The 26,206-nt window shown below is 51.9% G+C and carries 25 protein-coding genes; 11 read left to right on the top strand and 14 right to left on the bottom strand.

Annotated elements, in window-relative coordinates; translation table 11 throughout:
• Positions 1–141 precede the first annotated feature (141 nt).
• The 3 genes from prc to msrC all read right to left on the bottom strand — a co-directional run bounded on the left by prc (position 142) and on the right by msrC (position 3,490).
• Entirely contained in the window at positions 142–2,190 is a 2,049-nt protein-coding gene (gene prc / locus FDX14_RS01505; RefSeq protein WP_079223750.1) for a carboxy terminal-processing peptidase, read from the bottom strand.
• A 19-nt stretch (positions 2,191–2,209) separates the two neighbouring features.
• Positions 2,210–2,896, bottom strand: a complete 687-nt coding sequence (gene proQ, locus FDX14_RS01500; protein ID WP_003833781.1) for an RNA chaperone ProQ — start codon at positions 2,894–2,896, stop codon at positions 2,210–2,212.
• Between the two features lie 96 nt (positions 2,897–2,992).
• Positions 2,993–3,490 (bottom strand): free L-methionine (R)-S-oxide reductase MsrC, encoded by a 498-nt coding sequence (gene msrC, locus FDX14_RS01495; protein WP_137348902.1) that lies wholly within the window; start codon positions 3,488–3,490, stop codon positions 2,993–2,995.
• A gap of 128 nt (positions 3,491–3,618) precedes the next feature.
• Here msrC and yebS point away from each other — a divergent pair, with 128 nt between their 5' ends.
• From yebS to FDX14_RS01470, 5 genes are all read left to right on the top strand, one after another.
• The gene (gene yebS / locus FDX14_RS01490) at positions 3,619–4,902 is read left to right on the top strand and encodes a membrane integrity lipid transport subunit YebS (protein ID WP_042307837.1); all 1,284 of its coding nucleotides are present in this window, start codon (positions 3,619–3,621) and stop codon (positions 4,900–4,902) included.
• A complete protein-coding gene (locus FDX14_RS01485) occupies positions 4,871–7,504 on the top strand; it encodes a PqiB family protein (RefSeq protein WP_042307836.1) in 2,634 nt (877 codons plus the stop codon). Before yebS ends, FDX14_RS01485 begins: the two co-directional genes overlap by 32 nt.
• Positions 7,505–7,583: 79 nt before the next feature.
• Positions 7,584–9,005 carry a 16S rRNA (cytosine(1407)-C(5))-methyltransferase RsmF gene (rsmF, locus tag FDX14_RS01480; RefSeq protein ID WP_079223748.1) on the top strand — a complete coding sequence of 474 codons (1,422 nt, stop codon included), beginning with the start codon at positions 7,584–7,586 and terminating at the stop codon, positions 9,003–9,005.
• Between the two features lie 100 nt (positions 9,006–9,105).
• On the top strand, positions 9,106–9,342 hold the full coding sequence (locus tag FDX14_RS01475) for a YebV family protein (protein WP_029139506.1): 237 nt from the start codon (positions 9,106–9,108) through the stop codon (positions 9,340–9,342).
• 102 nt (positions 9,343–9,444) lie between these two features.
• Positions 9,445–9,636 (top strand): YdfD/YebW family protein, encoded by a 192-nt coding sequence (locus FDX14_RS01470; RefSeq protein ID WP_032939629.1) that lies wholly within the window; start codon positions 9,445–9,447, stop codon positions 9,634–9,636.
• Here FDX14_RS01470 and pphA read toward each other — a convergent pair whose 3' ends face one another.
• From pphA to yobA, 4 genes are all read right to left on the bottom strand, one after another.
• Positions 9,637–10,278 (bottom strand): protein-serine/threonine phosphatase, encoded by a 642-nt coding sequence (gene pphA, locus FDX14_RS01465; RefSeq protein WP_137348901.1) that lies wholly within the window; start codon positions 10,276–10,278, stop codon positions 9,637–9,639. It lies immediately after the preceding gene.
• A 412-nt stretch (positions 10,279–10,690) separates the two neighbouring features.
• Positions 10,691–11,029 carry a YebY family protein gene (locus tag FDX14_RS01460; protein ID WP_042307834.1) on the bottom strand — a complete coding sequence of 113 codons (339 nt, stop codon included), beginning with the start codon at positions 11,027–11,029 and terminating at the stop codon, positions 10,691–10,693.
• 20 nt (positions 11,030–11,049) lie between these two features.
• Complete coding sequence (copD, locus tag FDX14_RS01455; RefSeq protein WP_137348900.1) at positions 11,050–11,919, bottom strand: copper homeostasis membrane protein CopD; 870 nt, start codon at positions 11,917–11,919, stop codon at positions 11,050–11,052.
• 3 nt (positions 11,920–11,922) lie between these two features.
• A complete protein-coding gene (gene yobA, locus FDX14_RS01450) occupies positions 11,923–12,297 on the bottom strand; it encodes a CopC domain-containing protein YobA (RefSeq protein WP_137348899.1) in 375 nt (124 codons plus the stop codon).
• 143 nt (positions 12,298–12,440) lie between these two features.
• On the opposite strand from yobA, the gene FDX14_RS01445 reads away from it, so the two are divergent.
• From FDX14_RS01445 to exoX, 3 genes are all read left to right on the top strand, one after another.
• On the top strand, positions 12,441–12,671 hold the full coding sequence (locus FDX14_RS01445; RefSeq protein WP_038641397.1) for a DNA polymerase III subunit theta: 231 nt from the start codon (positions 12,441–12,443) through the stop codon (positions 12,669–12,671).
• Positions 12,672–12,777: 106 nt separating this feature from the next.
• Positions 12,778–13,434 (top strand): carbon-nitrogen hydrolase family protein, encoded by a 657-nt coding sequence (locus FDX14_RS01440; RefSeq protein ID WP_042307831.1) that lies wholly within the window; start codon positions 12,778–12,780, stop codon positions 13,432–13,434.
• A 22-nt stretch (positions 13,435–13,456) separates the two neighbouring features.
• On the top strand, positions 13,457–14,119 hold the full coding sequence (gene exoX / locus FDX14_RS01435; RefSeq protein ID WP_042307829.1) for an exodeoxyribonuclease X: 663 nt from the start codon (positions 13,457–13,459) through the stop codon (positions 14,117–14,119).
• On the opposite strand, the gene ptrB is transcribed toward exoX, so the two are convergent.
• The 4 genes from ptrB to yebG form a co-directional block, all read right to left on the bottom strand.
• Entirely contained in the window at positions 14,101–16,176 is a 2,076-nt protein-coding gene (ptrB, locus tag FDX14_RS01430) for an oligopeptidase B (protein ID WP_170973566.1), read from the bottom strand. The genes exoX and ptrB overlap by 19 nt on opposite strands.
• A gap of 86 nt (positions 16,177–16,262) precedes the next feature.
• Complete coding sequence (locus FDX14_RS01425) at positions 16,263–16,922, bottom strand: tellurite resistance TerB family protein (protein ID WP_061381109.1); 660 nt, start codon at positions 16,920–16,922, stop codon at positions 16,263–16,265.
• 94 nt (positions 16,923–17,016) lie between these two features.
• Positions 17,017–17,370, bottom strand: a complete 354-nt coding sequence (gene yebF / locus FDX14_RS01420; protein WP_042307823.1) for a protein YebF — start codon at positions 17,368–17,370, stop codon at positions 17,017–17,019.
• 121 nt (positions 17,371–17,491) lie between these two features.
• Positions 17,492–17,782, bottom strand: coding sequence for a DNA damage-inducible protein YebG (yebG, locus tag FDX14_RS01415; protein WP_042307822.1), 291 nt, complete (start codon positions 17,780–17,782; stop codon positions 17,492–17,494).
• Positions 17,783–17,914: 132 nt separating this feature from the next.
• On the opposite strand from yebG, the gene purT reads away from it, so the two are divergent.
• The gene (purT, locus tag FDX14_RS01410) at positions 17,915–19,093 is read left to right on the top strand and encodes a formate-dependent phosphoribosylglycinamide formyltransferase (RefSeq protein WP_137348897.1); all 1,179 of its coding nucleotides are present in this window, start codon (positions 17,915–17,917) and stop codon (positions 19,091–19,093) included.
• 103 nt (positions 19,094–19,196) lie between these two features.
• Here purT and kdgA read toward each other — a convergent pair whose 3' ends face one another.
• The 3 genes from kdgA to zwf all read right to left on the bottom strand — a co-directional run bounded on the left by kdgA (position 19,197) and on the right by zwf (position 23,393).
• Complete coding sequence (gene kdgA, locus FDX14_RS01405; RefSeq protein ID WP_003034901.1) at positions 19,197–19,838, bottom strand: bifunctional 4-hydroxy-2-oxoglutarate aldolase/2-dehydro-3-deoxy-phosphogluconate aldolase; 642 nt, start codon at positions 19,836–19,838, stop codon at positions 19,197–19,199.
• Positions 19,839–19,872: 34 nt separating this feature from the next.
• Positions 19,873–21,684: a phosphogluconate dehydratase gene (gene edd / locus FDX14_RS01400; protein ID WP_061381106.1), complete on the bottom strand. Its 1,812-nt coding sequence runs from the start codon at positions 21,682–21,684 to the stop codon at positions 19,873–19,875.
• A gap of 233 nt (positions 21,685–21,917) precedes the next feature.
• Positions 21,918–23,393 (bottom strand): glucose-6-phosphate dehydrogenase, encoded by a 1,476-nt coding sequence (gene zwf, locus FDX14_RS01395; protein ID WP_003034896.1) that lies wholly within the window; start codon positions 23,391–23,393, stop codon positions 21,918–21,920.
• A 365-nt stretch (positions 23,394–23,758) separates the two neighbouring features.
• On the opposite strand from zwf, the gene FDX14_RS01390 reads away from it, so the two are divergent.
• Positions 23,759–24,628, top strand: a complete 870-nt coding sequence (locus tag FDX14_RS01390; RefSeq protein ID WP_042308002.1) for a MurR/RpiR family transcriptional regulator — start codon at positions 23,759–23,761, stop codon at positions 24,626–24,628.
• Between the two features lie 118 nt (positions 24,629–24,746).
• A complete protein-coding gene (pyk, locus tag FDX14_RS01385; protein WP_042307816.1) occupies positions 24,747–26,189 on the top strand; it encodes a pyruvate kinase in 1,443 nt (480 codons plus the stop codon).
• Positions 26,190–26,206 lie beyond the last annotated feature (17 nt).

Raw genomic sequence — 26,206 nt, 5'->3', positions numbered from 1 at the left:
CGTATGGGTCTTATGGCTATTTTCAAGCATCCATAGGTGCTAAGTCACCAGAAAGACACAACTTTACATTTTATCGTATCAGACTGACGTCTTCATGCGCTTGTTAAAAAAACAGGCACAATTTCTTGTGCCTGTTGGAGGTTATTGACTGGTTGCGGGCTGTTCCGCTGGCTTGTCTTTTTCAAGATGCGCCAGGTCGAGCGCGATTTTTACCGTTTCATCCAGATACGGATCCGGCTCCTGGTAATCTTTGGGCAGATCGTCCAGTTTCTTCAGCAACGGTTTGCCTTCACGCTTAAACCGGTCGTTGATGCGCGCCAGACGCAGTGCATCATCTTCGTTATTCTCTTTCTCACGCTGAGCGTAATTCAGAGAAGCGATGCTGCGCTTATCCTTCATCGCATTGAATCGCGCAATGTCTTTCATGATGTACTGGAACTCAGGATCGTTCGCAATACGTGCATTGTGCTCTTTTAGCAATTCAGGTCCAAACGGCGTCAGGTTATCTGATTTAGTGTAGGTCGCAGCATCAATGCTATCCCACGGCAACGCGTTATCTTCAAACTTCTCACCGGTTTCAGTTTCTTCATTACCTGTCGGCATGATGATATCCGGCGTAACGCCCTTACGCTGCGTACTGCCACCATTTACACGGTAGAATTTCTGGATCGTGTACTGAACAGAACCCAGTGCTGGCCATTCCGGACGCAGCATCTGATCGTAAATACGGTTCAGAGAACGATACTGCTGTACGGTGCCCTTCCCAAAGGTCGGTTCACCGACGATCAACGCACGGCCATAATCCTGCATTGCCGCGGCAAAAATTTCCGATGCCGAGGCACTGAAGCGATCAACTAGCACCACCAGCGGACCTTTGTAATACACAACGCCGTCGGTATCGCTGTCTTCACGCACTTTGCCGTTATTGTCACGAACCTGAACCACCGGACCGGAAGGAATGAACAGACCGGAAAGCGAGACCGCTTCGGTCAGTGCGCCACCACCGTTGGTACGCAGATCGATAATCACGCTGCTGACATTCTGTTTTTCCAGTTTCTGCAGCTGAACTTTGACGTCATCCGTCAGGCCAACATAGAAGCCAGGAATATCCAGTACGCCGACCTTCTCTTTGCCAACGGTTTTCACGGACATTTTAACGGCGCGGTCTTCGAGACGAATGCGTTCACGCGTTAGCGTGACAATGCGCGTCTTGGTACCTTTACCAGCAGGCAGGATTTCGAGGCGAACTTTGCTGCCTTTAGGTCCTTTGATCAGCGCTACAACGTCATCCAGACGCCAGCCAATCACATCGACCATGCCTTTTCCGGTCTGGCCCACGCCGACAATACGGTCACCAACGCTTATCGCTTTGCTCTTGGCTGCCGGGCCGCCCGCCACCATGGAGTTAATGACGGTGTAGTCATCATCCATTTGCAGAACTGCGCCAATACCTTCCAGAGACAAGCTCATTTCAGTATTAAACTGTTCAGTGTTGCGCGGAGAAAGATAGTTAGTATGCGGGTCTATTTCACGAGCAAAAGCCGTCATCGCCAGTGAGAACACATCTTCACTGTTGGTCTGCGCCAAACGGCGAATGGCAAATTTATAGCGACGGGTCAGCGTTTCGCGAATTTCCGCATCGGTTTTACCGGTCAGCTTCAGGCTGAGTTCGTCAAATTTAACTTTGCCGTCCCACAGCGCATTAAGCTCTGCTTCGCTCTTCGGCCACGGAGCTTTGCTCCGGTCGAGGTTAAAGGTGTCGGTACCGGTGAAATCCATTGGACGAGCCAGTACGCTTAATGCGTACTGATAACGCTCAAATCGACGTTTTTGCGCCAGATTATAGAGATCGTAAAAGACATCCAGTTTACCGGTACGCAGTTCATCACCGAGGACAGTTTTCTTTTTTGCATACTGTTCGATATCGCTCGCCAACAGCACGTTATGGCTGTAGTCGAGCAGATTCAGATAGCGGTCAAAAATTTTTGCCGAAAACGCCTGATCCAGATCGAACTGGCGATAGTGTGAACGTGTAAAACGTGATGTTACACGTTCACTCACCGTCGCATGCTGGGTTTCTTCCTTTAAAACGGGGATTTGATCGGCACGCGTGATGTCTTCTACAGCAAGTGCCTGGCCTGCTAATGCAAGCAGACCAGCTAACGCAGTAAGCCTAAAAAAAGTGTTCATGCCAGGCCTGGCCTCCGTTTCAGAACACCAGGTGTTCTGCGCGTACAATCAAAGACATACCCGAATTCAGCTGTACACGGACGCCATCTTTGGTGATTTCTAATACGGTGGCATCCATCGCATTATTACCTGCTTTCACCTTCAAAGACTGCCCTACCGTCAGCACTGAAATATCAGATACCGGGGTATGCTGTTCTTCGCGAGGAGCACGCGGTGCTTTGGCTGCTGGTTTTTCAGCGCGAGGTTTACGTTCAGCCCCTTCTTTACGGCGCGGAGCAGGACGCGGCTTACGCTCGCGACGCGGTGCGTCTTCTTTTTCGCCGGCAGCAGCGGCCGCTTCGCGTTTTTTCGCCTGTTGCTCTGCACGTTGCGCCTGGACGCGAGCTTTAGCTTCTTCCAGCTGTTTGCGAGCATGTTCAACATGTTGCTCATCCAACTCACCACATGGGTTGCCGTCGAGATCAACACGCGTTGCGCCCAATTTTACGCCATACAGATAGCGCCAGCTGGAAGTATAGAGACGTAAGGCAGAACGGAGCTGTGTCTTGCTGAGGTTCATTTCCCCCTCAACACGCTCTACCAAATCCTGAAAAATGCCAATTTTCAGTGGGCGCGCTTCGCCTTCAGCACTAAAACACTGCGGGAAGCGTTCGGCCAGAAACGCGATGACTTCTTTACTGCTATTCAACTTAGGTTGATTTTCCATGAAATTTCCTGATTACAACGGACGTAGCCAACAAGCGCAGGCATGAACAGGCGACATTATAATGACGTCATCAGTAATTGCTACGTTATCCGTTGATTATCCTGCGACGCTCGCAAAGAATTTTTTGTAATCCGTCGTTGCAAGCACGGTTTCAAGCTGTGCCACAAGCGTACGCAGCCCCAGTTCGTCCTCTTCAGTGAAGCGACCAAACGCGGTGCTATCGATATCCAGCACGCCGATTATCTGATTTTCAACGGTGACAGGCAGAACGATTTCCGCATTGCTGGCGGCATCGCATGCGATGTGCCCGTCAAACGCGTGCACGTCTTCGATGCGCTGCACCTGATTGCGCGCCACCGCGGTACCGCATACGCCACGTCCTACCGGGATCCGCACACAGGCAATTTTGCCCTGGAAAGGACCAAGTACCAGAGTTTCGCCCTCAAGCAGGTAAAAACCGGCCCAGTTTACTTGTGCAAGACGCTCGTACAACAATGCGCTGGTATTTGCCAGCGTTGCCAGAAAACTGGTTTCACCTGCCATTAATGCCTGAAAATCACGGTTCAGATCCGTGTATAGCTCTGATTTGTTCATTATGTAATCACTTAGTTGTCTTACTTAAAACTGCAGCCTACTAAAATAAACATTAAATGCGTAAATGCTCAAGATCATTCCCGTCATGAGTTAAGATAACATTACTTCAACATTTTGATACGCGGTACATGGCCCTTACGACATCACGCATCACGCCCACTAAAAAAATCGCCATCAGATCCATCGGTGAGGCACTCCCGCGTGCACATTATCATCGTTGTCCTGAATGCGACCTGATTTTTAGCTTGCCTAAAATGCGCTCGCACCAAAGTGCATTCTGTCCACGCTGTCAGGCGAAAATCCGTGACGGGCGCGACTGGTCCTTAACGCGCCTGGCAGCAATGGCTGTCACCATGATGCTGCTGATGCCCTTCGCCTGGGGAGAACCGCTCTTACACATCTTTTTGCTCGGTGTACGCATTGACGCCAATGTGATGCAGGGTATCTGGCAAATGACCCGCCAGGGTGACCCTCTCACCGCATCCTTCGTGCTATTTTGCGTTGCGGGCGCGCCGATTATTCTCGTTACCTCAATCGCTTATCTGTGGTTTGGCAATATTCTCGGGATGAACCTACGCCCGGTGCTACTGATGCTGGAAAGGCTCAAAGAGTGGGTGATGCTTGATATCTATCTTGTGGGTATCGGCGTCGCGTCGATTAAAGTTCAGGACTATGCTTATTTGCAGCCTGGGGTGGGACTGTTTGCTTTTATTGCGCTGGTGATCCTCAGTATTTTGACGTTATCGCACCTCAACGTAGAACAGCTTTGGGACCGTTTTTACCCGCAAAGGCCTGCTCGTCGGCCCGATGAAAAGCTTCGCGTTTGCCTTGGTTGCCACTTTACAGGGTATCCGGATGCCCGCGGTCGCTGCCCTCGTTGCCATATACCGTTGCGCTGGCGCAGAAATCAAAGTATTCAAAAATGTTGGGCTGCTCTGCTGGCCTCGATTGTCCTGCTGCTGCCTGCTAACCTCCTGCCTATCTCGATTATTTATGTCAATGGCTCCCGGCAGGAAGACACGATCATGTCTGGCATACTGTCTCTGGCGAACAGTAATATCGGCGTGGCGGCGATCGTGTTTATTGCCAGTATTCTGGTGCCATTCACCAAAGTGATTGTGATGTTTACGTTGCTCATCAGCATTCATTTTAACTGTGAGCAAGGATTGCGTACCCGCATCAAACTGCTGCGCATAGTGACCTGGATTGGTCGCTGGTCAATGCTGGATCTTTTTGTTATCGCTCTAACTATGTCGCTGATTAATCGCGATCAGATACTTGCTTTTACTATGGGACCGGCTGCGTTTTATTTCGGCGCAGCGGTAATATTGACTATTCTTGCAGTGGAATGGCTGGACAGCCGCTTACTTTGGGATGCACATGAGTCAGGAAACGCCCGCTTCGCAGACTGAAGCGCAGATTAAAACAAAACGTCGTATCTCCCCGTTCTGGCTGCTGCCGTTCATCGCATTGATGATTGCAGGATGGCTTATCTGGGGAAGCTATGAAGATCGCGGGAATACCGTAACCATTGACTTTATGTCGGCGGACGGCATTGTACCTGGCCGTACCCCCGTTCGCTATCAGGGCGTCGAAGTGGGCACGGTGCAGGATATCAACCTCAGCAAAGACCTGCGCAAAATTGAAGTCCGCGTCAGCATCAAATCAAATATGAAAGATGCACTGCGCAAAGATACACAGTTCTGGCTGGTCACGCCGAAAGCGTCACTGGCGGGGGTTTCTGGCCTGGATGCGTTAGTTGGCGGCAACTATATCGGCATGATGCCCGGTACCGGCGAGCCAGAGGATCATTTCGTCGCGCTTGATACACAGCCCAAATACCGCCTGAACAACGGCGATTTGATGCTGCACCTGCGGGCCCCCGACCTCGGATCGCTTAACAGCGGCTCGCTGGTTTATTTCCGCAAAATCCCTGTAGGTCGGGTCTATGACTACACCATTAATCCAAATAATCAGGGCGTAACCATCGACGTGCTGATTGAACGCCGCTTTACCAATCTGGTGAAAAAAGGCAGTCGTTTCTGGAACGTATCAGGGGTCGATGCGGATGTCAGTCTCAGCGGCGCCAAAGTGAAGCTGGAGAGTCTGGCAGCGCTGGTTAATGGCGCCATTGCTTTTGATTCGCCGGAAGATTCGCAACCCGCCGTTGCCGACGATACGTTTGGTTTGTATCAGGATCTCGCGCACAGCCAGCGCGGCGTGATCGTGAAGCTCGATTTACCCAGCGGCGACGGACTTAAGGCTGGCTCAACCTCGCTGATGTATCAAGGACTGGAAGTCGGTCAACTGACCAAACTGGATTTAAATCCGGGCGGTAAAGTCACCGGCGAAATGACGGTCGATCCCAGCGTCGTAACGCTATTGCGTGACAACACGCGTATTGAATTACACAGTCCTAAATTATCGTTAAGCGATGCGAATCTCAGTTCGCTTCTGACGGGCAAAACATTCGAACTGATACCTGGCGAGGGCGAACCGCGTAACCAGTTTGCAGTGATTCCTGCAGAGCAATCCTTGTTACACGATCCGGGCGTCATGACGCTGACGCTGACCGCGCCGGAAAGTTACGGTATTGATGCCGGCCAACCGCTGATTCTTCACGGCGTACAGGTCGGTCAGGTGATTGAGCGCACGCTCTCCAGCAAAGGCGTTTCGTTTACCGTCGCCATCGAACCGCAGCATCGCGCGCTGGTACAAGGCGACAGTAAGTTCGTGGTCAACAGTCGGGTCGATGTCAAAGTTGGGCTTGATGGCGTGGAATTTCTTGGCGCCAGCGCCAGTGAGTGGATCAGCGGCGGCATTCGTATTTTGCCTGGTACAAAAGGTGAAATGAAAAAAAGCTACCCGCTGTATGCCAACCTGGAAAAAGCGATTGAGAACAGCCTGAGCGATCTGCCAACCACCACGGTCAGCCTGAGTGCCGAGACGCTGCCCGATGTGCAGGCCGGTTCGGTGGTCTTATATCGTAAATTCGAAGTCGGTGAAGTGATTAGCGTTCGTCCACGCGCCGATGCGTTTGATATCGATCTGCATATCAAGCCGGAATATCGCAACCTGCTGACCAGCAACAGTGTGTTCTGGGCCGAGGGCGGCGCCAAGGTTCAGCTTAACGGCAGCGGTTTAACCGTTCAGGCTTCTCCCCTGTCGCGAGCGCTTAAAGGCGCAATTAGCTTCGATAACCTGAGCGGCGCCAGCGCCAGCCAACGCAAAGGCGATAAGCGGATTCTGTATGCGTCAGAAACCGCTGCGCGTGCAGTGGGCGGCCAGATAACCCTGCACGCCTTCGATGCCGGTAAACTGGCGGCCGGTATGCCGATTCGCTACCTGGGAATCGATATTGGCCAGATCCAGACGCTAGAGCTGATCACTTCCCGTAATGAAGTTCAGGCCAAAGCGGTGCTGTATCCGGAGTACGTACAGACCTTTGCGCGTAGCGGCACACGCTTCTCCGTGATTACCCCACAAATCTCAGCCGCGGGCGTGGAGCATTTAGATACCATCTTACAGCCGTATATCAACGTTGAACCTGGCCGCGGTAACCCGCGCCGTGATTTTGAGCTGCAGGAAGCCACTATCACCGACTCTCGTTACCTCGATGGTCTGAGTATTGTGGTGGAAGCACCGGAAGCGGGTTCATTAAACATCGGTACGCCAGTTCTGTTCAGAGGTATTGAAGTCGGGACCGTCACCGGGTTGACGCTCGGCTCCCTTTCCGATCGCGTGATGATCGCTATGCGCATCAGCCAGCGCTATCAGCATCTGGTGCGTAACAACTCTGTATTCTGGCTGGCATCCGGCTACAGTCTCGACTTCGGCCTGACCGGCGGCGTCGTGAAGACCGGTACCTTTAATCAATTCATTCGCGGCGGTATCGCCTTCGCAACCCCGCCGGGTACGCCACTGGCCCCGAAAGCACAGGCTGGTAAACACTTCCTGTTGCAGGAAAGCGAACCGAAAGAGTGGCGTGAATGGGGAACCGCCCTGCCACGATAACCTCTCCCTTTGCTCCGGCGTACTCGCGCCGGAGCACTTATGCTACACTGCGCACCTGTTTTTTTGCCGGTGGTACCAAGTGGCTTATTTTCCCGACGCCTTTCTGACACAAATGCGTGAAGCAATGCCTTCCACGCTCTCATTCGATGATTTTCTCGCTGCCTGCCAGCGTCCGCTGCGCCGTAGCATCCGCGTCAATACGCTGAAAATCTCTGTTGCCGATTTCCTCACTCTGACAGCGCCATATAACTGGTCGCTCACCCCTGTTCCATGGTGTGCTGAAGGCTTCTGGATTGAACGCGATGATGAAACGTCACTGCCGCTCGGCAGCACCGCAGAACATTTAAGCGGCCTGTTTTATATTCAGGAAGCCAGCTCAATGTTGCCAGTCGCCGCGCTGTTTGCCGATGGCAATACGCCGGAACGCGTAATGGATGTCGCGGCAGCTCCCGGCTCCAAAACCACGCAAATTGCCGCCAAAATGAATAATCAGGGCGTGATTCTGGCGAATGAGTTTTCCGCCAGTCGCGTCAAAGTCCTGCATGCCAATATCAGCCGTTGCGGTATCAACAATGTCGCCCTGACCCATTTTGACGGGCGGGTATTTGGCGCGGCATTACCAGAAACATTCGATGCCATATTGCTGGATGCTCCATGTTCCGGCGAAGGTGTGGTACGTAAAGATCCCGATGCGCTGAAAAACTGGTCCATAGAAAGTAATCTGGAAATTGCCGCAACCCAGCGTGAGCTCCTCGACAGCGCATTTCACGCTCTGCGTCCCGGCGGCACATTGGTTTATTCAACCTGTACGCTAAACCGTGACGAAAACGAAGCCATTATGCAGTGGTTGATTGAAACCTACCCGGATGCCGTTGAATTTTTACCGCTGGGCGATTTATTCCCGGAGGCTGAACGCGCCCTGACGCCGGAAGGATTCCTGCATGTGTTCCCGCAGATCTACGATTGTGAAGGTTTCTTCGTCGCGCGTTTGCGCAAAACGGCCGCCATTCCTGCGCTACCCTCACCGAAATATAAAGTGGGTAACTTCCCGTTCAGCCCGCTGAAAGGACGTGAATCCGCGCTTGTTGCCCAGGCCGCTAACGCCTGCGGATTACAATGGGCAGATAATTTGCGCCTGTGGCAGCGCGATAAAGAGATCTGGTTATTTCCGACAGAGATTGAACCCCTGATTGGCAAAGTTCGCTTCTCACGACTCGGGGTTAAACTGGCTGAGACCCATAACAAAGGGTATCGTTGGCAGCATGAAGCCATCATCGCCCTCGCCGATCCAAGCCACAGCCATGCGTTCGAACTGAGCCTCGCCGAAGCGGAAGAGTGGTATCGCGGTAGAGATGTTTACCCGCAAACTTCACCCGCAACTGACGATGTGTTGGTTACGTTCCAGCATCAGCCGATTGGTCTGGCAAAACGTATTGGATCGCGATTGAAGAATAGCTATCCACGCGATCTTGTCCGGGATGGCAAACTCTTTACAGGATAACGCACGTTTTGACTGGCGCTTTTGCTAACGTTGACTACGCTGAAAAATGGACGGCCTAACTGGTCGTACCACAATCAGCAGATAAACGGAGAGCACGATGATGAAAACCAGTGTGCGCATTGGCGCTTTTGAGATCGACGACGCCGAGTTGCATGGCGAATCGCCGGGGGACCGAACGTTAACCATTCCATGTAAATCCGATCCGGATTTATGTATGCAACTGGACGCCTGGGATGCCGACACCAGCGTCCCGGCCCTTCTGAATGGAGAACACTCTGTTCTGTTCCGCGAGCACTACGATCGTAAGTCAGATGCCTGGATCATGCGCCTTGCCTGATTCAAAAAGAACCCGTCGCCAGACGGGTTATTTCTTGGTTAATTTCCCTCATCTATCAACATCTTCTACACTACAGGTATGGCTTTACCCTTTGAGGATGAAATGTTCACGCTGGTTCTTTTTGTGTGCTACCTTGACGGCGGTTGTGAAGATATCGTGGTTGATGTCTACAAAACTGAGCAGCAATGCCTTGTATCGATGGACGATCAGCGCATTCGTAACGGCGGATGTTTGCCTGCGGACGATTACATCGACAGCTTCTGGCGTCCAGCCCAGGAATACAGCGATTTCTGATTATTGCAATTGCACCAGCGTTAATTCGCCGCCAAATACCGCACCGGTATCAATATAGTGCAGATTGTCACGATCCAACCGATCCCGCAGTGGCGTATGACCAAACCAAAAGTGATCCGCGCCACGTATGCCGTTACCTTTGTTCATCAACCGCGTACGATCCCACAGCACCCGCTGTAAATCGACCTCTTTTTGCCACTGGTAATCATCATCCGGGTAATCCGCATGAGCAACAACGTGTATGCCACTCCGGCAGCGTAGTTCCAGAATCCAGGGTAACTTTCGACACGCTTTCAGTGCTAATCTCGCCGCAGACTGATCCGCGTGAGCAAACCACGCGCCGCCGTTCATAAACCACAAAAGTTGCTCCCCCGTCGCCAGTGCATCCAACGCCATCTGCTCATGATTGCCCCTGACTGCCACAATCCAGCTTTTAGGCAGCAGGCGCAGGCAACGCAGACTGTCAGGCCCACGGTCAATAACATCACCCACTGAAACCAGCAGATCTTGCCGGGGATCAAACTGGCACTGGCGCAATCTCGCCATTAATAAAGAGAAGCAACCGTGGATATCTCCCACGACCCAGACGTGACGCCAGTGTGAACCTTCGATTCGTTGGTAGATATTGTCAGGCTGTGCCATGCAACCTCCTGAGCACATTGAGACCTGGTTATAATTTTAGCAATGGCTGCAAAAAATCCTGGACGATCAAGGGGCGGAGTATGGTATGGTTTACGCAGAATGCAGCCTGTGATACGCAGTGTTTGGCCCTGGATGGCATAGCATTCACCACATAAAAAGAGACCGAATACGATTCCTGTATTCGGTCCAGGGAAATGGCTCTTGGGAGAGAGCCGTGCGCTAAAAGTTGGCATTAATGCAGGCTAAGTTACCCTGCCATTTAAGAATAGATGACAGCGCCAGGTTTTCCAGTCCGTGGTTAAAGTGGCCGGAAAAAAAGGCAGTTCGTCACACGACCAAATGCAAAAACCGCAAGTTCTTCTGTGAGATCCTGCGGTTTTTTTATTGGAAATCAGAACGCTACATCTGACAATTAACAGAGCTTTTCTGCGCGCTCCACAAACGGTGCCAGACTCATTTTTTCGCCAGGTTTCGTCGGGTCATCAATCTGGATAATCTCAATCGGCTTCGCCGTGGTTTTGCCGCTCTCAACCTGTTTTCTGGCAACATCATTCAATGGATATTGCACCAGCGTGCTGGGATTGATGACATACAACGCGTTACCTGCACGGCAGGTCAGCATCACCTCTTCCCGATTAAACGCCCACTTATCTTTGCCAACCTCAAAACGGCTGACGGTGATGACCTGTGGCGCTGCCAGCGCGGCCCCTGAACTTGCCAGTAGTAGTAAAGAGAGAATGATTTTTTTCATGCGTTTTGCCAGTCCATCAATCAAAAAGGTTCGAGGGTTGCAAACAGGCTGACAATCGCCAGCACTACGGCCCCTATTCCCCATTCCAGTTTTGTCATCCAAATGAAATAGAGCGTCATACAGTCATTATCCTGCATGCGTGGTACCAGAACATACCGATTCGCCAGGGCAATCGCCACCATTAGCATGACAAGGGCACCTTTTAACAAAAGGAGTTGCCCATAAGCCATATGCCAGGAGCCGGAAACACCGACAATAAACAGGGCATTCATAATCCCGGTAAGTAAAACCCCGGCAACGAAAAGATGCCCATAGCGGGAGAAACGCATCATGGTAGAGATCGCTTGTTCCCGCCAGCGGCCCTGCGCCATTCTCATACAGTAAAGTACGGGCAGCAAGCCACCAAACCAGGCTGCTGCACATATCAGATGCAAGGGATGGTTAACCTGTTGGATAGCCCCAGGGACGCCAGTATGCAGCGTTGCATGTCCAACACCTGCCAGCAAAATAAATTGGGCAATCGTCAGCATTAACAGCAGTCGCGACATGCTGCGCGGCACAACGATGGTCACTACCAGCGTGACCATTGCGAGGATAATCTGCCATAACCAGACGCCGCCAAATTGCGTCTGCAGAACGGCGCCCCAAACGTCTGTCGAGACGACATCCCGCCAGCCTGAGCCCATTAAGCCCCCCTGGATCGCCAGCATTAGCGTCGCGCTGATAAAACTCCACGTCGCGGCATGGCGTTGCAGACGTAAAAAACGACGCATCATTAAACGGCGAACTGAAACGGGAGCCAGCCACGCGCCGTAAAGCGCACAACCAAACACCAGCATCAACGCGGTAAAATGAATAAATCGCAGGGCAGCCCAGGTAAATGCCAGCATCGGTTATTTCACGCTAAAGGTATATTGTCCCTTTGTCTTGTGACCATCCACGGATACAACGTGCCAGTCCACCGTATATTTTCCGGCCTCCAGCGTTTGATCGAGCGGAATAATCAGTTGCGTTTTGTCCTGATCGCTGCGAGTCGCTTTACCCGTCTTGATTGATTCCTTTTGTGGACCTGTCAGCGTTGCGCCACTGAAAGCGGGTTCGACACCCTCAGAAAAATTCAGCGTCAGCGCCTGGGGAGAAGCGGTGACTTCCGCATTCGCCGCCGGGCTTTGTTTTGTCAGGTGGGCATGCGCCAATGCAGCGGGTGTTGCGAGGAGGCTGGCGAGTACGATGATAGTATTACGTAGCGAAGATGCAGATGAAGCCATTTCAACTATTCCTTTTTGTTATGTCTAATCTATAGAGAATAACCTTCTACAATGATCGAGTCGAGAATCATCAATTCTGTCTTGCCATTAATGCGCACTCTTAGTAACTTTGCGCGCCGGAAGACAGAGAAAAGGAGCAGCCTATGAACATCAATCTGGCCAAACTTGAGCAAGCTGAAATGGATAAGGTCAATGTTGATCTGGCCGCGGCGGGTGTCGCATTTAAAGAACGCTACAATATGCCGATCGTTGCCGAAGTGGTTGAACGTGAACAGCCCGAACATTTACGCGACTGGTTTCGTGAAAGACTCATCGCACATCGCCTGGCATCCGTCTCCCTTTCACGTTTACCGTACGAGCCGAAAGTTAAATAAAACTTATATTACGTTACGATTCCTTACATGATGCCTGCTACAGTATAAGTATATTCTTAATCTATACTTTAAAGATGGTTGTAGACACTATGAAAAGGAAATCATTATGTCACACTGGAAAATCGCAGCAGCACAATACGAACCCCTTCACACGTCAGTGACCGAAAACGTTGCCCATCACCTGCAATTCATTCAGGCAGCCGCACAATGCCAATGTGAATTGCTGGTCTTCCCCGCCCTCTCCTTGTTGGGCTGCGTTGATGAGAATGACTCCCTCCCAGCGCCACCTGATGAAGCGTTGCTGGAACCGCTGGCGCATGCCGCAGCGACTTACCGCATGACCATTATCGCGGGATTGCCGGTAGAGCATAACAATCGTTTTGTGAAAGGCATTGCGCTTTTCTCTCCCTGGATGACCTCACCATTAACGTTTCATCAGAGCCACGGGGCCTGTATTGCCAGACAGCGCAATACCATCAGCGTTGTGGATAGTCAGCCAGAAGGTATCGATATCGACCCGAATTTTTCGCTGTTTACCAGTAGCCAGTCCGTCAGCGAACCTGAATTGCTCTCCTCCACATCTCGTCTACAACGTTTCTCGCATAAATTCGCCATCGCAGTATTAATGGCCAATGCGCGCGGGAGTAGTGCGTTATGGGACGAGCGAGGCCAATTGATTGTCCGCGCCGACAGCGGTTCTTTGCTCTTAACCGGTCAACGCACGCCACGGGGTTGGCAAGGTGATATCATTCCATTACGCTAGTCGTTTTGGTCGGGAGCATGGCATGTTGCGCATAATAGATACAGAAACCTGTGGTCTGCAGGGAGGCATTGTTGAGATTGCTTCTGTCGATGTGGTTGATGGAAAGATAGTTAACCCAATGAGCCATCTGGTGCGTCCTGACCGCCCTATTAGTCCCCAGGCGATGGCTATTCATCGCATTACTGAAGCAATGGTGGCCGATAAGCCATGGATTGAAGATATCATTCCGCACTATTACGGTAGCGAGTGGTACGTGGCGCACAACGCAAGCTTCGACCGCCGCGTATTGCCAGAGATGCCCGGTGAGTGGATCTGCACCATGAAGCTCTCCCGTCGATTGTGGCCGGGAATCAAATACAGCAATATGGCGCTGTATAAATCACGTAAGCTGAGCGTTCAGACGCCCGCAGGCCTGCATCATCACCGTGCTCTGTACGACTGCTACATCACTGCGGCTTTGCTGATCGACATCATGCAAACTTCAGGCTGGACCGCAGAGCAGATGGTCGACATTACCGGTCGCCCCGCGTTACTCACGACCTTCACATTTGGTAAGTACCGTGGAAAACCGGTATCAGAGGTGGCTGAACGCGATCCGGGCTATCTGCGTTGGTTATTTAATAATCTCGACAGTATGAGCCCGGAGCTGCGATTAACGCTGAAGCACTATCTGGATAACGCCTGATCTGAAGCTTGCTCAGGCAGCGTTCCCTGTGCCAGCCCAATCAAAAATGCGTACTCAAGGGCCACGCCTTCGTAAGATTTAAAACGTCCGGACTTACCGCCGTGCCCGGAATCCATATCCGTGCACAGTAACAGCAAGCGATCATCCGTTTTTAACTCACGCAATTTTGCCACCCACTTTGCCGGTTCCCAGTATTGCACCTGGGAGTCGTGTAATCCTGTCGTGACCAGCAGATGTGGATAATCCTGCGCGGTGACGTTGTCATAGGGGCTGTAGCTTTTCATATACGCATAGTACTGCGGATCCTGCGGATTACCCCATTCCTCAAATTCACCGGTGGTCAGGGGAATTGACTCATCCAGCATCGTGGTCACCACATCGACAAACGGCACCTGGGCAATCACGCCATGGAACAAGTCCGGGCGTTCATTAATGGCGACGCCCATTAACATTCCTCCGGCGCTTCCCCCCATGCCGTAGCATAACGATGGCGCACCATAACCCATTCTTAGCAGCGCATCGCAGACATCGAGGTAATCATTGAAGGTATTTTTTTTGTGCAGAAACTTACCGTCTTCGTACCATTGCTGACCCAACTCGCCGCCGCCACGCACATGGGCAATGGCGTAAACAAAGCCGCGATCCAATAAGCTTAAACGGCTGCTACTGAAATCAGCATCCATGCTGGCACCATACGAGCCATAGCCGTAAACCAGTAGTGGGTTTTTCCCTTTCAGGAAATACTTTTGATGATAAACCAGCGAGACCGGAACCTCGGTACCATCGCGGACGGTGATCCAGACATGTTCGCTGCGGTAATTCGCCGCATCAAATCCGGGGACCTCCGTCTGCTTAAGCACGCGACGCTCCCCGGTGTCCATATCGAGTTCAAACAACGTGTCCGGCGTGGTCATGGAGGAATAGCCATAGCGCAGGCGCGATGTCTCCGGTTCCGGGTTATAGGCAAGCCAGGTCACATACGCCGGATCGTCAAAGGCGATACCGATCACTTCGCGCGTTTTGCGATTGATCTGACGCAGACTGGTTAAACCCTGCTGGCGTTCTTCCACCACCAGCCAGTCGGTAAACAGGGTAAACCCCTCCAGCATGACGTTCTCGCGCGGCGGGATCAGCACCTCCCACGCTTGTTCATTGCGTACGCGCGTGCGGTACAGACCAAAGTTTTTACCTTCACGATTAGAACGCAGATAAAACTTGTGCTGATAGTGATCGAGGCTGTACTCATGGTCTTTACGCCGCGCTAAAAAAAGCAAAGGTTCGGCGTCGGCCAGTTCTGCATCCAACAGCAGAACCTCACTGGTCGTCGCGCTGGCGATATGGATCACCACATAATGTAACGAGGTGGTTTTATGCAGACTGACATAAAACATGTCATCGGTTTCTTCGTACACCAATTCGTCCAGTGACGAGGGAGATCCAACGGTATGCCGCCAGACCTGGTACGGCAGTAACGTCGTGGCGTGTTTGCGAACGTAATAGAAGGTCTGGGAATCATTCGCCCAGACCAGATCCGCTTCAACGTTATCCAGTACTTCCGGATACCAGTTGCCGCTTTCCAGGTTGCGAAAGCGAACGCCATATTGCCGACGAGAGAGGTAATCTTCGGCCAGCGCCATAATGCTATTATCGGGTGATATCGCCAGCCCTCCCAGCGTATAAAATTCACTGTGGGCTGCGCGCTGGTTGCCGTCCAGCAGAATATTCCATTCATCCCACTCTTCGCTGAGAACCGACTGGCGCTGATAAATGGCATATTCACATCCCGGTTCATAAATATGGCGGTAACGATAACCATTTTTCACATAGGGAGCGGATGCATCCTGTGGGGGAATACGGTCGATAATTTCTTTCAGAACACGCTCCTGCAAAGCCTGCTGCGAAGCCATAACCTGATGGCCATACGCATTTTCCTGTTGCAGGTATTCGAGCACGTCCGGCTGCGAGCGGGTGTCGTCTCGCAGCCAGTAATAATTATCAACACGTGTATCGCCATGCTGCGTCATGGCGTGGGGAATACGAGAAGCTTTTGGTAGCATGTCATTGTTCTTTTGCTTAAACATCCTATAAGGGTGGCAAAAGACAGCGATGATGCAAGCGAAACATGCACCTTAGCGATAAGTAATTAACCCGGTAAAGCCTGTTTTTGCGCCTTGAGATCCTGTTCAATGCCGTCACGAACATCCTGTGGGATCTTCAACGCGTCACCCAGCGCATTCAGATAGCTGCGCTCCATAAAGTGGTCGATATCAATCGCCGCACAGCTCAGGAAGTATATTTCCAGCGCCTCTTCTTCGTTGCGGATCCCTTGCGCCAGGCGCTGAGGATCCAGCGGTTGTTCAATCGCCCGCTCAATCAGAACGCGGCCTTGTTCTTCAACACCCGCCTCACGAAGCTGCTGTTCAATGGCGGTACGCTCTTTAGCATCAATATGACCATCGCTTTTAGCCGCAAAAACCAGCGCCAGGATCAGGCGTTCAGTTCGCTCATCCAGCGGCGAGCTTTGTACGCCGAACTGCGGCTCATCCTGATGCGCGGCGCGAACTTTATCTTTGTATTTGTTCCACAGCACGGTTCCGGCAACTGCACCGCCACCCACCAGAAGCGCGCTGGTGCCATATTTACTCAGTAACTTACGTGAGGATTTGTTGGCAACCAGTAATCCCGCCAGACCGCCTAACGCGCCAGGGACCAGAAGTTTACTCAGCCCTTGCTCGCCGGAAGATGATGCGGAGGATCCTTTTTGCCCAAGAAGAGATTGTAGTTGGTTCAGCCAGTTAGCCATTTTGCCCCTCAAGTACAGACGAATAATCGTCAAAGCGTACCCGAGGGGATGTCAGGAAGTGTTCAGCTCATCAAAAGATGTGCAAATACGCTCGTTACTGCGGTTGATACTCCGCCGTTCCGGCTTTGCAGTCTACTTTTACCTGATAGTGAATATCCGCGCTTTTCCCACGGACCGTCAGCGGGACCGACCACTTGCCATCTTTGCCCGTAATATCGGGGGTATTAACCCAGGCAACAGGATCGGCTTGCCCAACACGCTTTTGATCGTCAGCCCAGCGCGCGATGCGATTTTGCTGATAATCACGTTTCACGCTCGCCGCAATACCATCAGCATTCAGCCCTTCACACTTGGGAAACTGAACATTTTTGCTTTCCATATTTGCCGCAAGTACAGATACGCTGGCAGATAACAACAGCAGGCTTAACAACGCTCTTTTTTTATACATTCTTTTCTCCTTTATCTCCCCTTCGTCCTTCCGGTTGCATGTAGCAACGCGAAAGAACGTCAGGGATTGCACAATGATTCAGGGAAAAGCATGGTACAAAACGTCAGGAGCGCAAGTCGTTTCAGGCAGCCTGGGTATCATCCTCAGCGTGTGCGTCATTTTCAACGACCTGCGGAGAAGGCAGTTTGCCGTTTTTCAGGATGGCGCTCAGCACATCTTTTTGCTCAGCCAGCCACAGGGAAAGCGCTTCACGCTGCTCGTCTTCAAGCGCTACCGGTGACTGCTCCAGCCATGTGTCGAGCAAATCCGCTGTATCAAGCATTTTGTCATACGCATCGGCTTCCTTTTTGCTGGTAAACGACATTTTTTCCTCACCTTCCCGAATGACTACGTATTTAACTTCAACCGCCATTTTTGCAGCCTCTTAAATTACCTGTATTTATGTACAGTATATTCTTTTTAAGCCCCAAAATCAACCTGGTAATAAAGACAGACGCAAACGTTTTCGTATATACTGCGCCCAGATAAAACAGGGGATTAATTTATGACGTTATTAGGAACAGCGCTGCGTCCCGCAGCAACGCGAGTGATGTTATTAGGTTCAGGTGAACTGGGTAAAGAAGTGGCGATCGAATGCCAACGCCTGGGTGTGGAAGTCATTGCAGTGGATCGTTACCCCGACGCGCCAGCCATGCACGTTGCCCATCGCTCATACGTTATCAACATGCTGGATGGCGAAGCATTGCGCGAGGTTGTCGAGCGCGAAAAGCCACATTATATCGTGCCGGAAATAGAGGCGATTGCCACGGATATGCTGGTAAAACTGGAACAGGAAGGGCAACACGTTGTGCCGTGCGCACGAGCGACCCAATTGACCATGAACCGCGAAGGGATCCGTCGCCTCGCCGCAGAGGAGCTGTCTTTACCAACCTCTTCTTTCCGCTTTGCAGACAGCGAAACTCGCTTTCGCGAGGCCGTCGCCGAAATAGGCTTTCCTTGCATCGTGAAGCCAGTAATGAGTTCCTCAGGTAAGGGGCAAAGCTTTATTCGTTCAGCCGATCGACTCACCGAAGCCTGGAACTATGCTCAACAGGGAGGCCGGGCAGGCGCCGGGCGTGTTATCGTCGAAGGCGTGGTAGATTTTGATTTTGAAATTACCCTGCTTACCGTTAGCGCCGTTGATGGCGTGCACTTTTGCGCGCCGGTAGGGCATCGTCAGGAAGATGGCGATTATAGTGAATCCTGGCAGCCTCAGCAGATGAGCGACCTGGCACTGGCGCGCGCGCAGGATATTGCCCGTAAAGTCGTGCTGGCGTTAGGTGGCTACGGTCTGTTTGGCGTGGAGCTATTTGTCTGCGGTGATGAGGTGATTTTTAGCGAAGTCTCCCCTCGCCCACACGATACCGGAATGGTGACCTTAATATCGCAGGACCTGTCTGAGTTTGCCCTGCACGTACGCGCATTTCTCGGTCTGCCCGTTGGCGCAATCCGTCAGTACGGACCTTCTGCTTCCGCCGTTATTCTGCCGCAACTTACCAGCCAGAATGTGACGTTTGATAACGTACAGTCTGCCGTGGGCGCTGGCCTGCAAGTACGATTCTTTGGTAAGCCGGAGATCGACGGGAGTCGTCGTTTAGGGGTGGTACTGGCTACAGCGCAGACCATTGAAGACGCGGTTGAACGTGCGAAAGACGCCGCCGCACAGGTGAAAGTTACCGGATAAAAACCAGACCCGTAGGCCGGATAAGGCGTTGATGCCGCATCCGGCAAAGCCCGATGTCGGCGCTGACGCGCCTTATCGGGCCTACGGTATACGCATTAACGGCTTACTGCTTCGCGCCTTCTACTGCTTCACGCGCCAGTTTAGTAATGCGATCGTAATCACCAGCTTCCAGCGCATCTGCCGGAACCAGCCAGGAACCACCGATGCACAGCACGCTTTTCAGGGCCAGGTAATCACGGTAGTTCGCCGGGGAGATACCACCGGTTGGGCAGAAACGCACCTGAGAGAACGGGCCCGCAATCGCCTGCAGCGCTTTAGTACCGCCGTTCGCTTCCGCCGGGAAGAATTTGAACTCTTTTAATCCGTAGTCCATACCCAACATCAGTTCAGAAACGGTGCTGATACCTGGGATCAGCGGAATAGTCCCTTCCGTTGCGGCTTTTAACAGCGGCTCGGTCAGACCCGGGCTGATAGCAAACTGCGCACCGGCTTCAGTGACTTCAGCCAGTTGTTGCGGATTCAGTACAGTACCTGCGCCGACGATGGCGTCCGGAACTTCTTTCGCGATCGCGCGAATGGCATCCATCGCACATGCGGTACGTAATGTCACTTCCAGAACGCGCACGCCACCTGCAACCAGCGCTTTTGCCATCGGCACCGCATGTTCCAGTTTATTAACCACAATAACCGGTACAACCGGGCCAGTGGTCAGGATTGCTTCTGCACTTGTCTTCCAGTTTTTCATCAGAGTTTTCTCTCGCCTGATTACAAAATAAGTCTTAAAAAGTGATACAGGTTGCGCCCTGCTCCGCGCCGGACAGCTTCTCACGCAACGCGCTGAACATTTCACGTCCAGTACCCACGCGCGATGCACTGAGGTCTGGAATGTGAGGCTGACGTGAGGCAAGTTCCTCTTCGTCAACCAGCAGCGTCAATTCACCTGTCTGTCCATTCACACGAATGATGTCGCCATCACGTACTTTTGCCAGCAGACCGCCATCATAGGCTTCTGGGGTTACATGGATTGCTGAAGGCACTTTACCTGAAGCACCTGAAAGTCGTCCATCGGTAACTAACGCAATTTTGAAACAACGGTCCAATAATACACCAAGTGGCGGCATGAGTTTATGTAATTCTGGCATTCCGTTCGCTTTTGGTCCCTGATGACGCACAACAACTACGCAATCGCGGTCAAGCAGACCCGCATCAAAGGCCGGTAACACATCGTGCTGACTTTCAAAAACAACTGCCGGGGCTTCTATAACCTGATTTTCGACCGGTACTGCCGACGTTTTCATCACTGCGCGCCCGAGGTTACCGCTCAGCACTTTGGTACCGCCGTGGTGGGAGAAAGGTTGGTCAAAAGAGGCAATCACGTTGCTGTCCAGCGATTTCGCCGCCCCTTCGCGCCAGTCCAGTTCACCGTTGTTGAGCCACGGCTCCATGGTGTAACGCGATAAACCGAATCCGGCAACGGTATTCACATCTTCGTGCAGCAAACCCGCGTTCAGCAGCTCACGCATTAGAACCGGTACGCCGCCCGCCGCCTGGAAATGGTTAATATCCGCCGGACCGTTCGGGTACAAACGCGCCATCAGCGGCACGATATCGGACAGATCGGAGAAGTCATCCCAGTTAATCAGAATCCCGGCCGCACGCGCCATGGCCACCAGATGCATCGTATGGTTAGTTGAGCCCCCGGTCGCCAGCAGCGCCACAATTCCGTTCACCACCACTTTTTCATCGATCATTTTACCGATCGGCATCCATTCATTGCCGTTCCCGGTAAGACGCGTAACCTGACGGGCTGCAGCAGCGGTCAACGCTTCACGCAGCGGCGCATCCGGATGGACGAATGAAGAACCTGGCAGTTGCATCCCCATGAACTCCACGACCATCTGGTTAGTATTCGCCGTGCCGTAGAACGTACAGGTACCCGGTGCGTGATAGGACGCCGCCTCGGACTCAAGCAGCGCCATGCGATCAACTTTGCCTTCCGCATAGAGTTGACGAATACGCACTTTTTCTTTGTTCGCCAGGCCACTCGCCATCGGGCCGGAAGGAATGAAGATTGACGGCAGGTGACCGAATGACAGCGCCGCCATTACCAGGCCCGGGACAATTTTATCGCACACGCCGAGGAACAGTGCGCCATCGAACATATTGTGAGAGAGACCTACAGCGGCTGACATCGCAATCACTTCACGACTCAGCAGCGAAAGTTCCATCCCATCCTGTCCCTGGGTAACACCGTCACACATGGCCGGCACACCACCGGCAACCTGACCTACCGCATTGGCTTCATGCAGTGCTTTGCGAATGATCGCCGGATAATGTTCATACGGTTGATGCGCGGAAAGCATGTCGTTGTAGGAGGTAATGATCGCGATATTGTTACGCAGCATGCTTTTCAGCGATGCCTTGTCGTCCGGCTGACACGCGGCAAAGCCATGCGCCAGGTTACCGCATGCCAGTTGCGAACGATGAACGGTGGTCGATTTAGCTTGTTCAATACGGGCGAGATAGGCAGAACGTGTGTCGCGAGAACGTTCGACGATACGTTGTGTTACGCGTAACAAATTCGGATTCATAGAGGCTCCTAAAATTTATCTGTCAGAGCGGTAGGATTAACAATGCTTATCAGTCAGATTAAAAGTGCTGAATCGCTTGTTTGCCGTAGCTCAGGGGCAAAATCGTTTCAGGCAGTGTAATAAAAAAAGCCCCGCGGGTGAATCCACGCGAGGCTTAAAAGTGCAAAAATTATTCTGCAATCTGTGTTAGATCATGTTACCGGTAAAATAACCACTATGGGCTAGATGATATTTTACTCGAATTCGTTCCAGGAACGGCCATCACGGGTGATCATTGCCACAGAGGCAACCGGTCCCCAGGTCCCTGCCTGATACGGCTTCGGCGCATCGTTGTCCATTGCCCATGCTTCGGTAATTGAGTCGACCCACTTCCAGGCTTCTTCAACTTCATCACGACGCACAAACAGTGCCTGAATACCGCGCATCGTTTCAAGCAGCAGACGCTCATAGGCGTCAGCCAGGTGTGTCTGGTTGAAGGTTTCGGAATAGCTCAGATCAAGCTTAGTAATTTGCAGGTTATGCTTGTGATCCAGACCCGGCACTTTGTTCAGCACCTGGATATCAACACCTTCATCAGGCTGCAAACGAATAGTCAGCTTGTTCTGCGGCAGATCCTGCCAGGACTCTCTGAACAGATTCAGCTCAGGCGTTTTGAAGTAGACCACGACTTCAGAGCACTTCGTCGGTAAACGCTTGCCGGTACGCAGATAGAACGGAACGCCCGCCCAACGCCAGTTATCGATATCCACACGGATCGCCACAAACGTTTCTGTATTGCTGCTCTTGTTCGCGCCCTCTTCTTCCAGATATCCCGGGACTTTTTTGCCCTGGGCAAAACCCGCGGTGTACTGACCGCGAACCGTTTTTTCACGCACGTTCGAGCGATCGATGCGACGCAGTGATTTCAGTACCTTCACTTTTTCATCGCGGATGCTGTCGGCGCTCAGGTCCGACGGCGGAGACATCGCGATCATGCACAAGATCTGCAGCAGGTGGTTTTGGATCATGTCGCGCATTTGACCGGCCTGGTCAAAATAGCCCCAGCGACCTTCAATACCCACTTCTTCCGCGACGGTAATTTCAACGTGATCGATCGTGCGGTTATCCCAGTTGTTTACAAACAGGGAGTTGGCAAAGCGCAGTGCCAGCAGGTTCAACACCGTCTCTTTGCCGAGATAGTGGTCGATACGATAAACCTGACACTCTTCGAAATATTCGCCGACCTGATCGTTGATCTCGCGGGATGTTGCCAGTGATGTTCCTAACGGTTTTTCCATCACGACGCGGGCAGGTTTAGCATTCAGCTTTGCTTCACCCAAACCTTTGCAGATTGCGCCAAAAGTGCTTGGCGGCATCGCGAAATAGTTAATAGTGGTACGTGATTTCTGATCCAGCATTTCACCCAGACGGCTAAATGCGGCGGTATCATTGACGTCCAGATTACAAAATTCCAGACGACCGCTGAGGGTCTCCCACAAACCTTCATCAATTTTTTCTTTCATGAAGGTTTCGAGCGCTTCGCGCACAACCTTGGTATAGGCTGCCTTGTCCCAGTCGGCACGCCCTACCCCGATAATACGGGTTTCCGGGTTAATCTGGCCGGCCTTTTCCAGTTGATACAGGGAAGGCAGCAATTTCCGCCGCGCCAGGTCACCCTTCGCGCCGAAAATGACCAGGTCACATGCCTGGGCTGTTTGCGTTACCGCCATGTCATTCTCCTCAATTAAGTGTCTGGTGCTTTTGCCAGACACTGGTTGTAATTTTATTACAGTGCACTGTACTGCTTTTACGTGAATCCGGAAACCGTAAACGCTTATCCAGCCGTGCTGTTACCGCGAACAGGCGTTTGATTGGCGTTTACCTCTGCAAAATGGATAAAAAAGTCGCTTTTTTTCGTACCTATGAAGAAGTAAGAAAACCAGACTCCGATCATGTAATGAAAAAAAACAACAACTATTCTGTCCATTTTGCCCCGTTCCTTCCTTAGCAGGGGTAATATCTAACAAATGTATCTCCCGATTTCCCCGTATCGCTGAAATCGCTTTTTCCCATGAGCCATGAGTCGACCTACATCATGAATATGCTGGAAAAAATCCAGTTAAAACTGGAACATTTGAGCAAGTCAGAACGTAAAGTCGCTGACATTATTCTTGCCTCACCCGACCGGGCAATCCATTCAAGCATCGCCGCGCTTGCGCTGGAAGCCAATGTTAGCGAGCCAACGGTGAACCGATTCTGTCGCAGTATGGATACGCGCGGCTTTCCTGATTTTAAACTGCATCTGGCGCAAAGTCTGGCAAATGGCACCCCATATGTTAATCGTAATGTGGATGAGGATGACAGCGTAGAATCATACACGGGAAAAATCTTCGAGTCGGCGATGGCAAGTCTTGACCACGTACGCCAGTCTCTGGATAACACCGCGGTAAACAGGGCGGTGGATTTGTTAACCCAGGCAAAGAAAATTGCCTTTTTTGGCCTTGGGTCTTCCGCCGCAGTAGCGCACGACGCGATGAACAAATTTTTTCGTTTTAACGTACCGGTGATCTATTCCGACGATATTGTACTGCAACGCATGAGTTGCATGAATTGTAGCGACGACGACGTTATTGTGTTGATTTCGCATACCGGAAGAACCAAGAGTCTGGTTGAACTGGCGCAGTTGGCGAGGGAAAACGACGCGATGGTTATCGCCTTGACCTCTCCCGGTACGCCGCTGGCGCGTGAAGCAACGCTGGCCATTACCCTCGACGTACCGGAAGATACTGACATTTATATGCCCATGGTCTCTCGACTTGCTCAACTGACCGTGATAGATGTGCTGGCTACAGGATTTACTTTGCGCCGCGGGGCAAAATTTAGAGATAACTTGAAGCGTGTCAAGGAAGCACTCAAGGAATCGCGTTTTGATAAAGAATTACTCATCAAGAGTGATGATCGCTAAAAGCAATAACAATGTTCTACCCTTTTATCATCCGGGTCGTTCATTTACCGTCAATGTTTGAGAACGGCCGGATTAATGTTCACGCAACACCTAGTTGTTTCAGTCAACGGAGTATTACATGTCCAGAAGGCTTCGCAGAACCAAAATCGTTACCACGTTAGGCCCGGCAACTGATCGCGATAACAACCTCGAAAAAATTATCGCTGCGGGTGCGAACGTCGTACGTATGAACTTTTCGCACGGCTCTCCAGAAGATCACAAAATGCGGGCGGATAAGGTCCGTGAAATTGCCGCAAAACTGGGACGTCATGTAGCTATTTTGGGTGACCTGCAGGGACCTAAAATCCGCGTATCAACCTTTAAAGAAGGTAAAGTTTTTCTTAATGTTGGCGACAAGTTCCTGTTAGACGCCAACCTCGGCAAAGGCGAAGGCGACAAAGAAAAAGTCGGGATCGATTATAAAGGTCTGCCTGCTGACGTTGTGCCAGGCGATATCCTGCTACTTGACGACGGTCGCGTACAGCTTAAGGTGCTGGAAGTTCAGGGTATGAAAGTCTTCACCGAAGTCACCGTCGGTGGCCCGCTGTCCAACAATAAAGGCATCAACAAACTGGGCGGCGGTCTTTCTGCTGAAGCCCTGACCGAAAAAGATAAAGCTGACATCGTCACTGCAGCGCAAATCAGCGTTGACTACTTGGCAGTCTCCTTCCCTCGCTGCGGCGAAGATCTGAACTATGCCCGCCGTCTGGCGCGCGACGCTGGCTGCGACGCTAAAATTGTCGCCAAGGTAGAACGTGCGGAAGCTGTCTGCGACCAGAATGCGATGGATGACATCATCCTGGCTTCTGACGTGGTGATGGTGGCGCGTGGCGACCTGGGCGTTGAAATCGGCGATCCTGAGCTGGTAGGTATTCAAAAAGCGTTGATTCGTCGCGCGCGTCAGCTGAACCGTGCGGTCATTACCGCCACACAGATGATGGAGTCGATGATTACCAACCCAATGCCGACCCGTGCGGAAGTGATGGACGTGGCTAACGCCGTTCTGGACGGTACCGATGCCGTTATGCTCTCTGCAGAAACGGCAGCAGGCCAGTACCCGGCAGAAACCGTCGCAGCAATGGCTCGCGTATGCCTGGGTGCCGAGAAGATCCCGAGCATCAATGTCTCCAAACACCGTCTTGACGTGCAGTTTGACAACGTCGAAGAAGCAATTGCTATGTCAGCGATGTATGCCGCTAACCACCTGAAAGGGGTAACCGCTATCATCGCGATGACTGAGTCTGGTCGTACCGCGCTGATGACCTCTCGTATCAGTTCTGGTCTGCCGATTTTCGCGATGTCTCGTCATGAACGTACACTGAATCTGACCTCTCTGTATCGCGGTGTCACCCCGGTTCACTTTGACAGCGAAACTGATGGCGTGGTTGCCGCCAATCAAGCGGTGAACCTGCTGCGCGATAAAGGTTATCTGGTCTCCGGTGATCTGGTGATTGTGACCCAGGGCGATGTCATGAGCACCATTGGCTCCACTAACACTACGCGTATTCTGACTGTCGAATAATGCCAGCGTTTGATGTA

Origin of the sequence: Citrobacter sp. wls710, assembly GCF_005281115.1 — a bacterium.
GTDB lineage: Bacteria > Pseudomonadota > Gammaproteobacteria > Enterobacterales > Enterobacteriaceae > Citrobacter > Citrobacter werkmanii.
The sequence above is the reverse complement of the archived record's forward strand: the minus strand, read 5'-3'. Positions and strand labels throughout refer to the sequence as shown.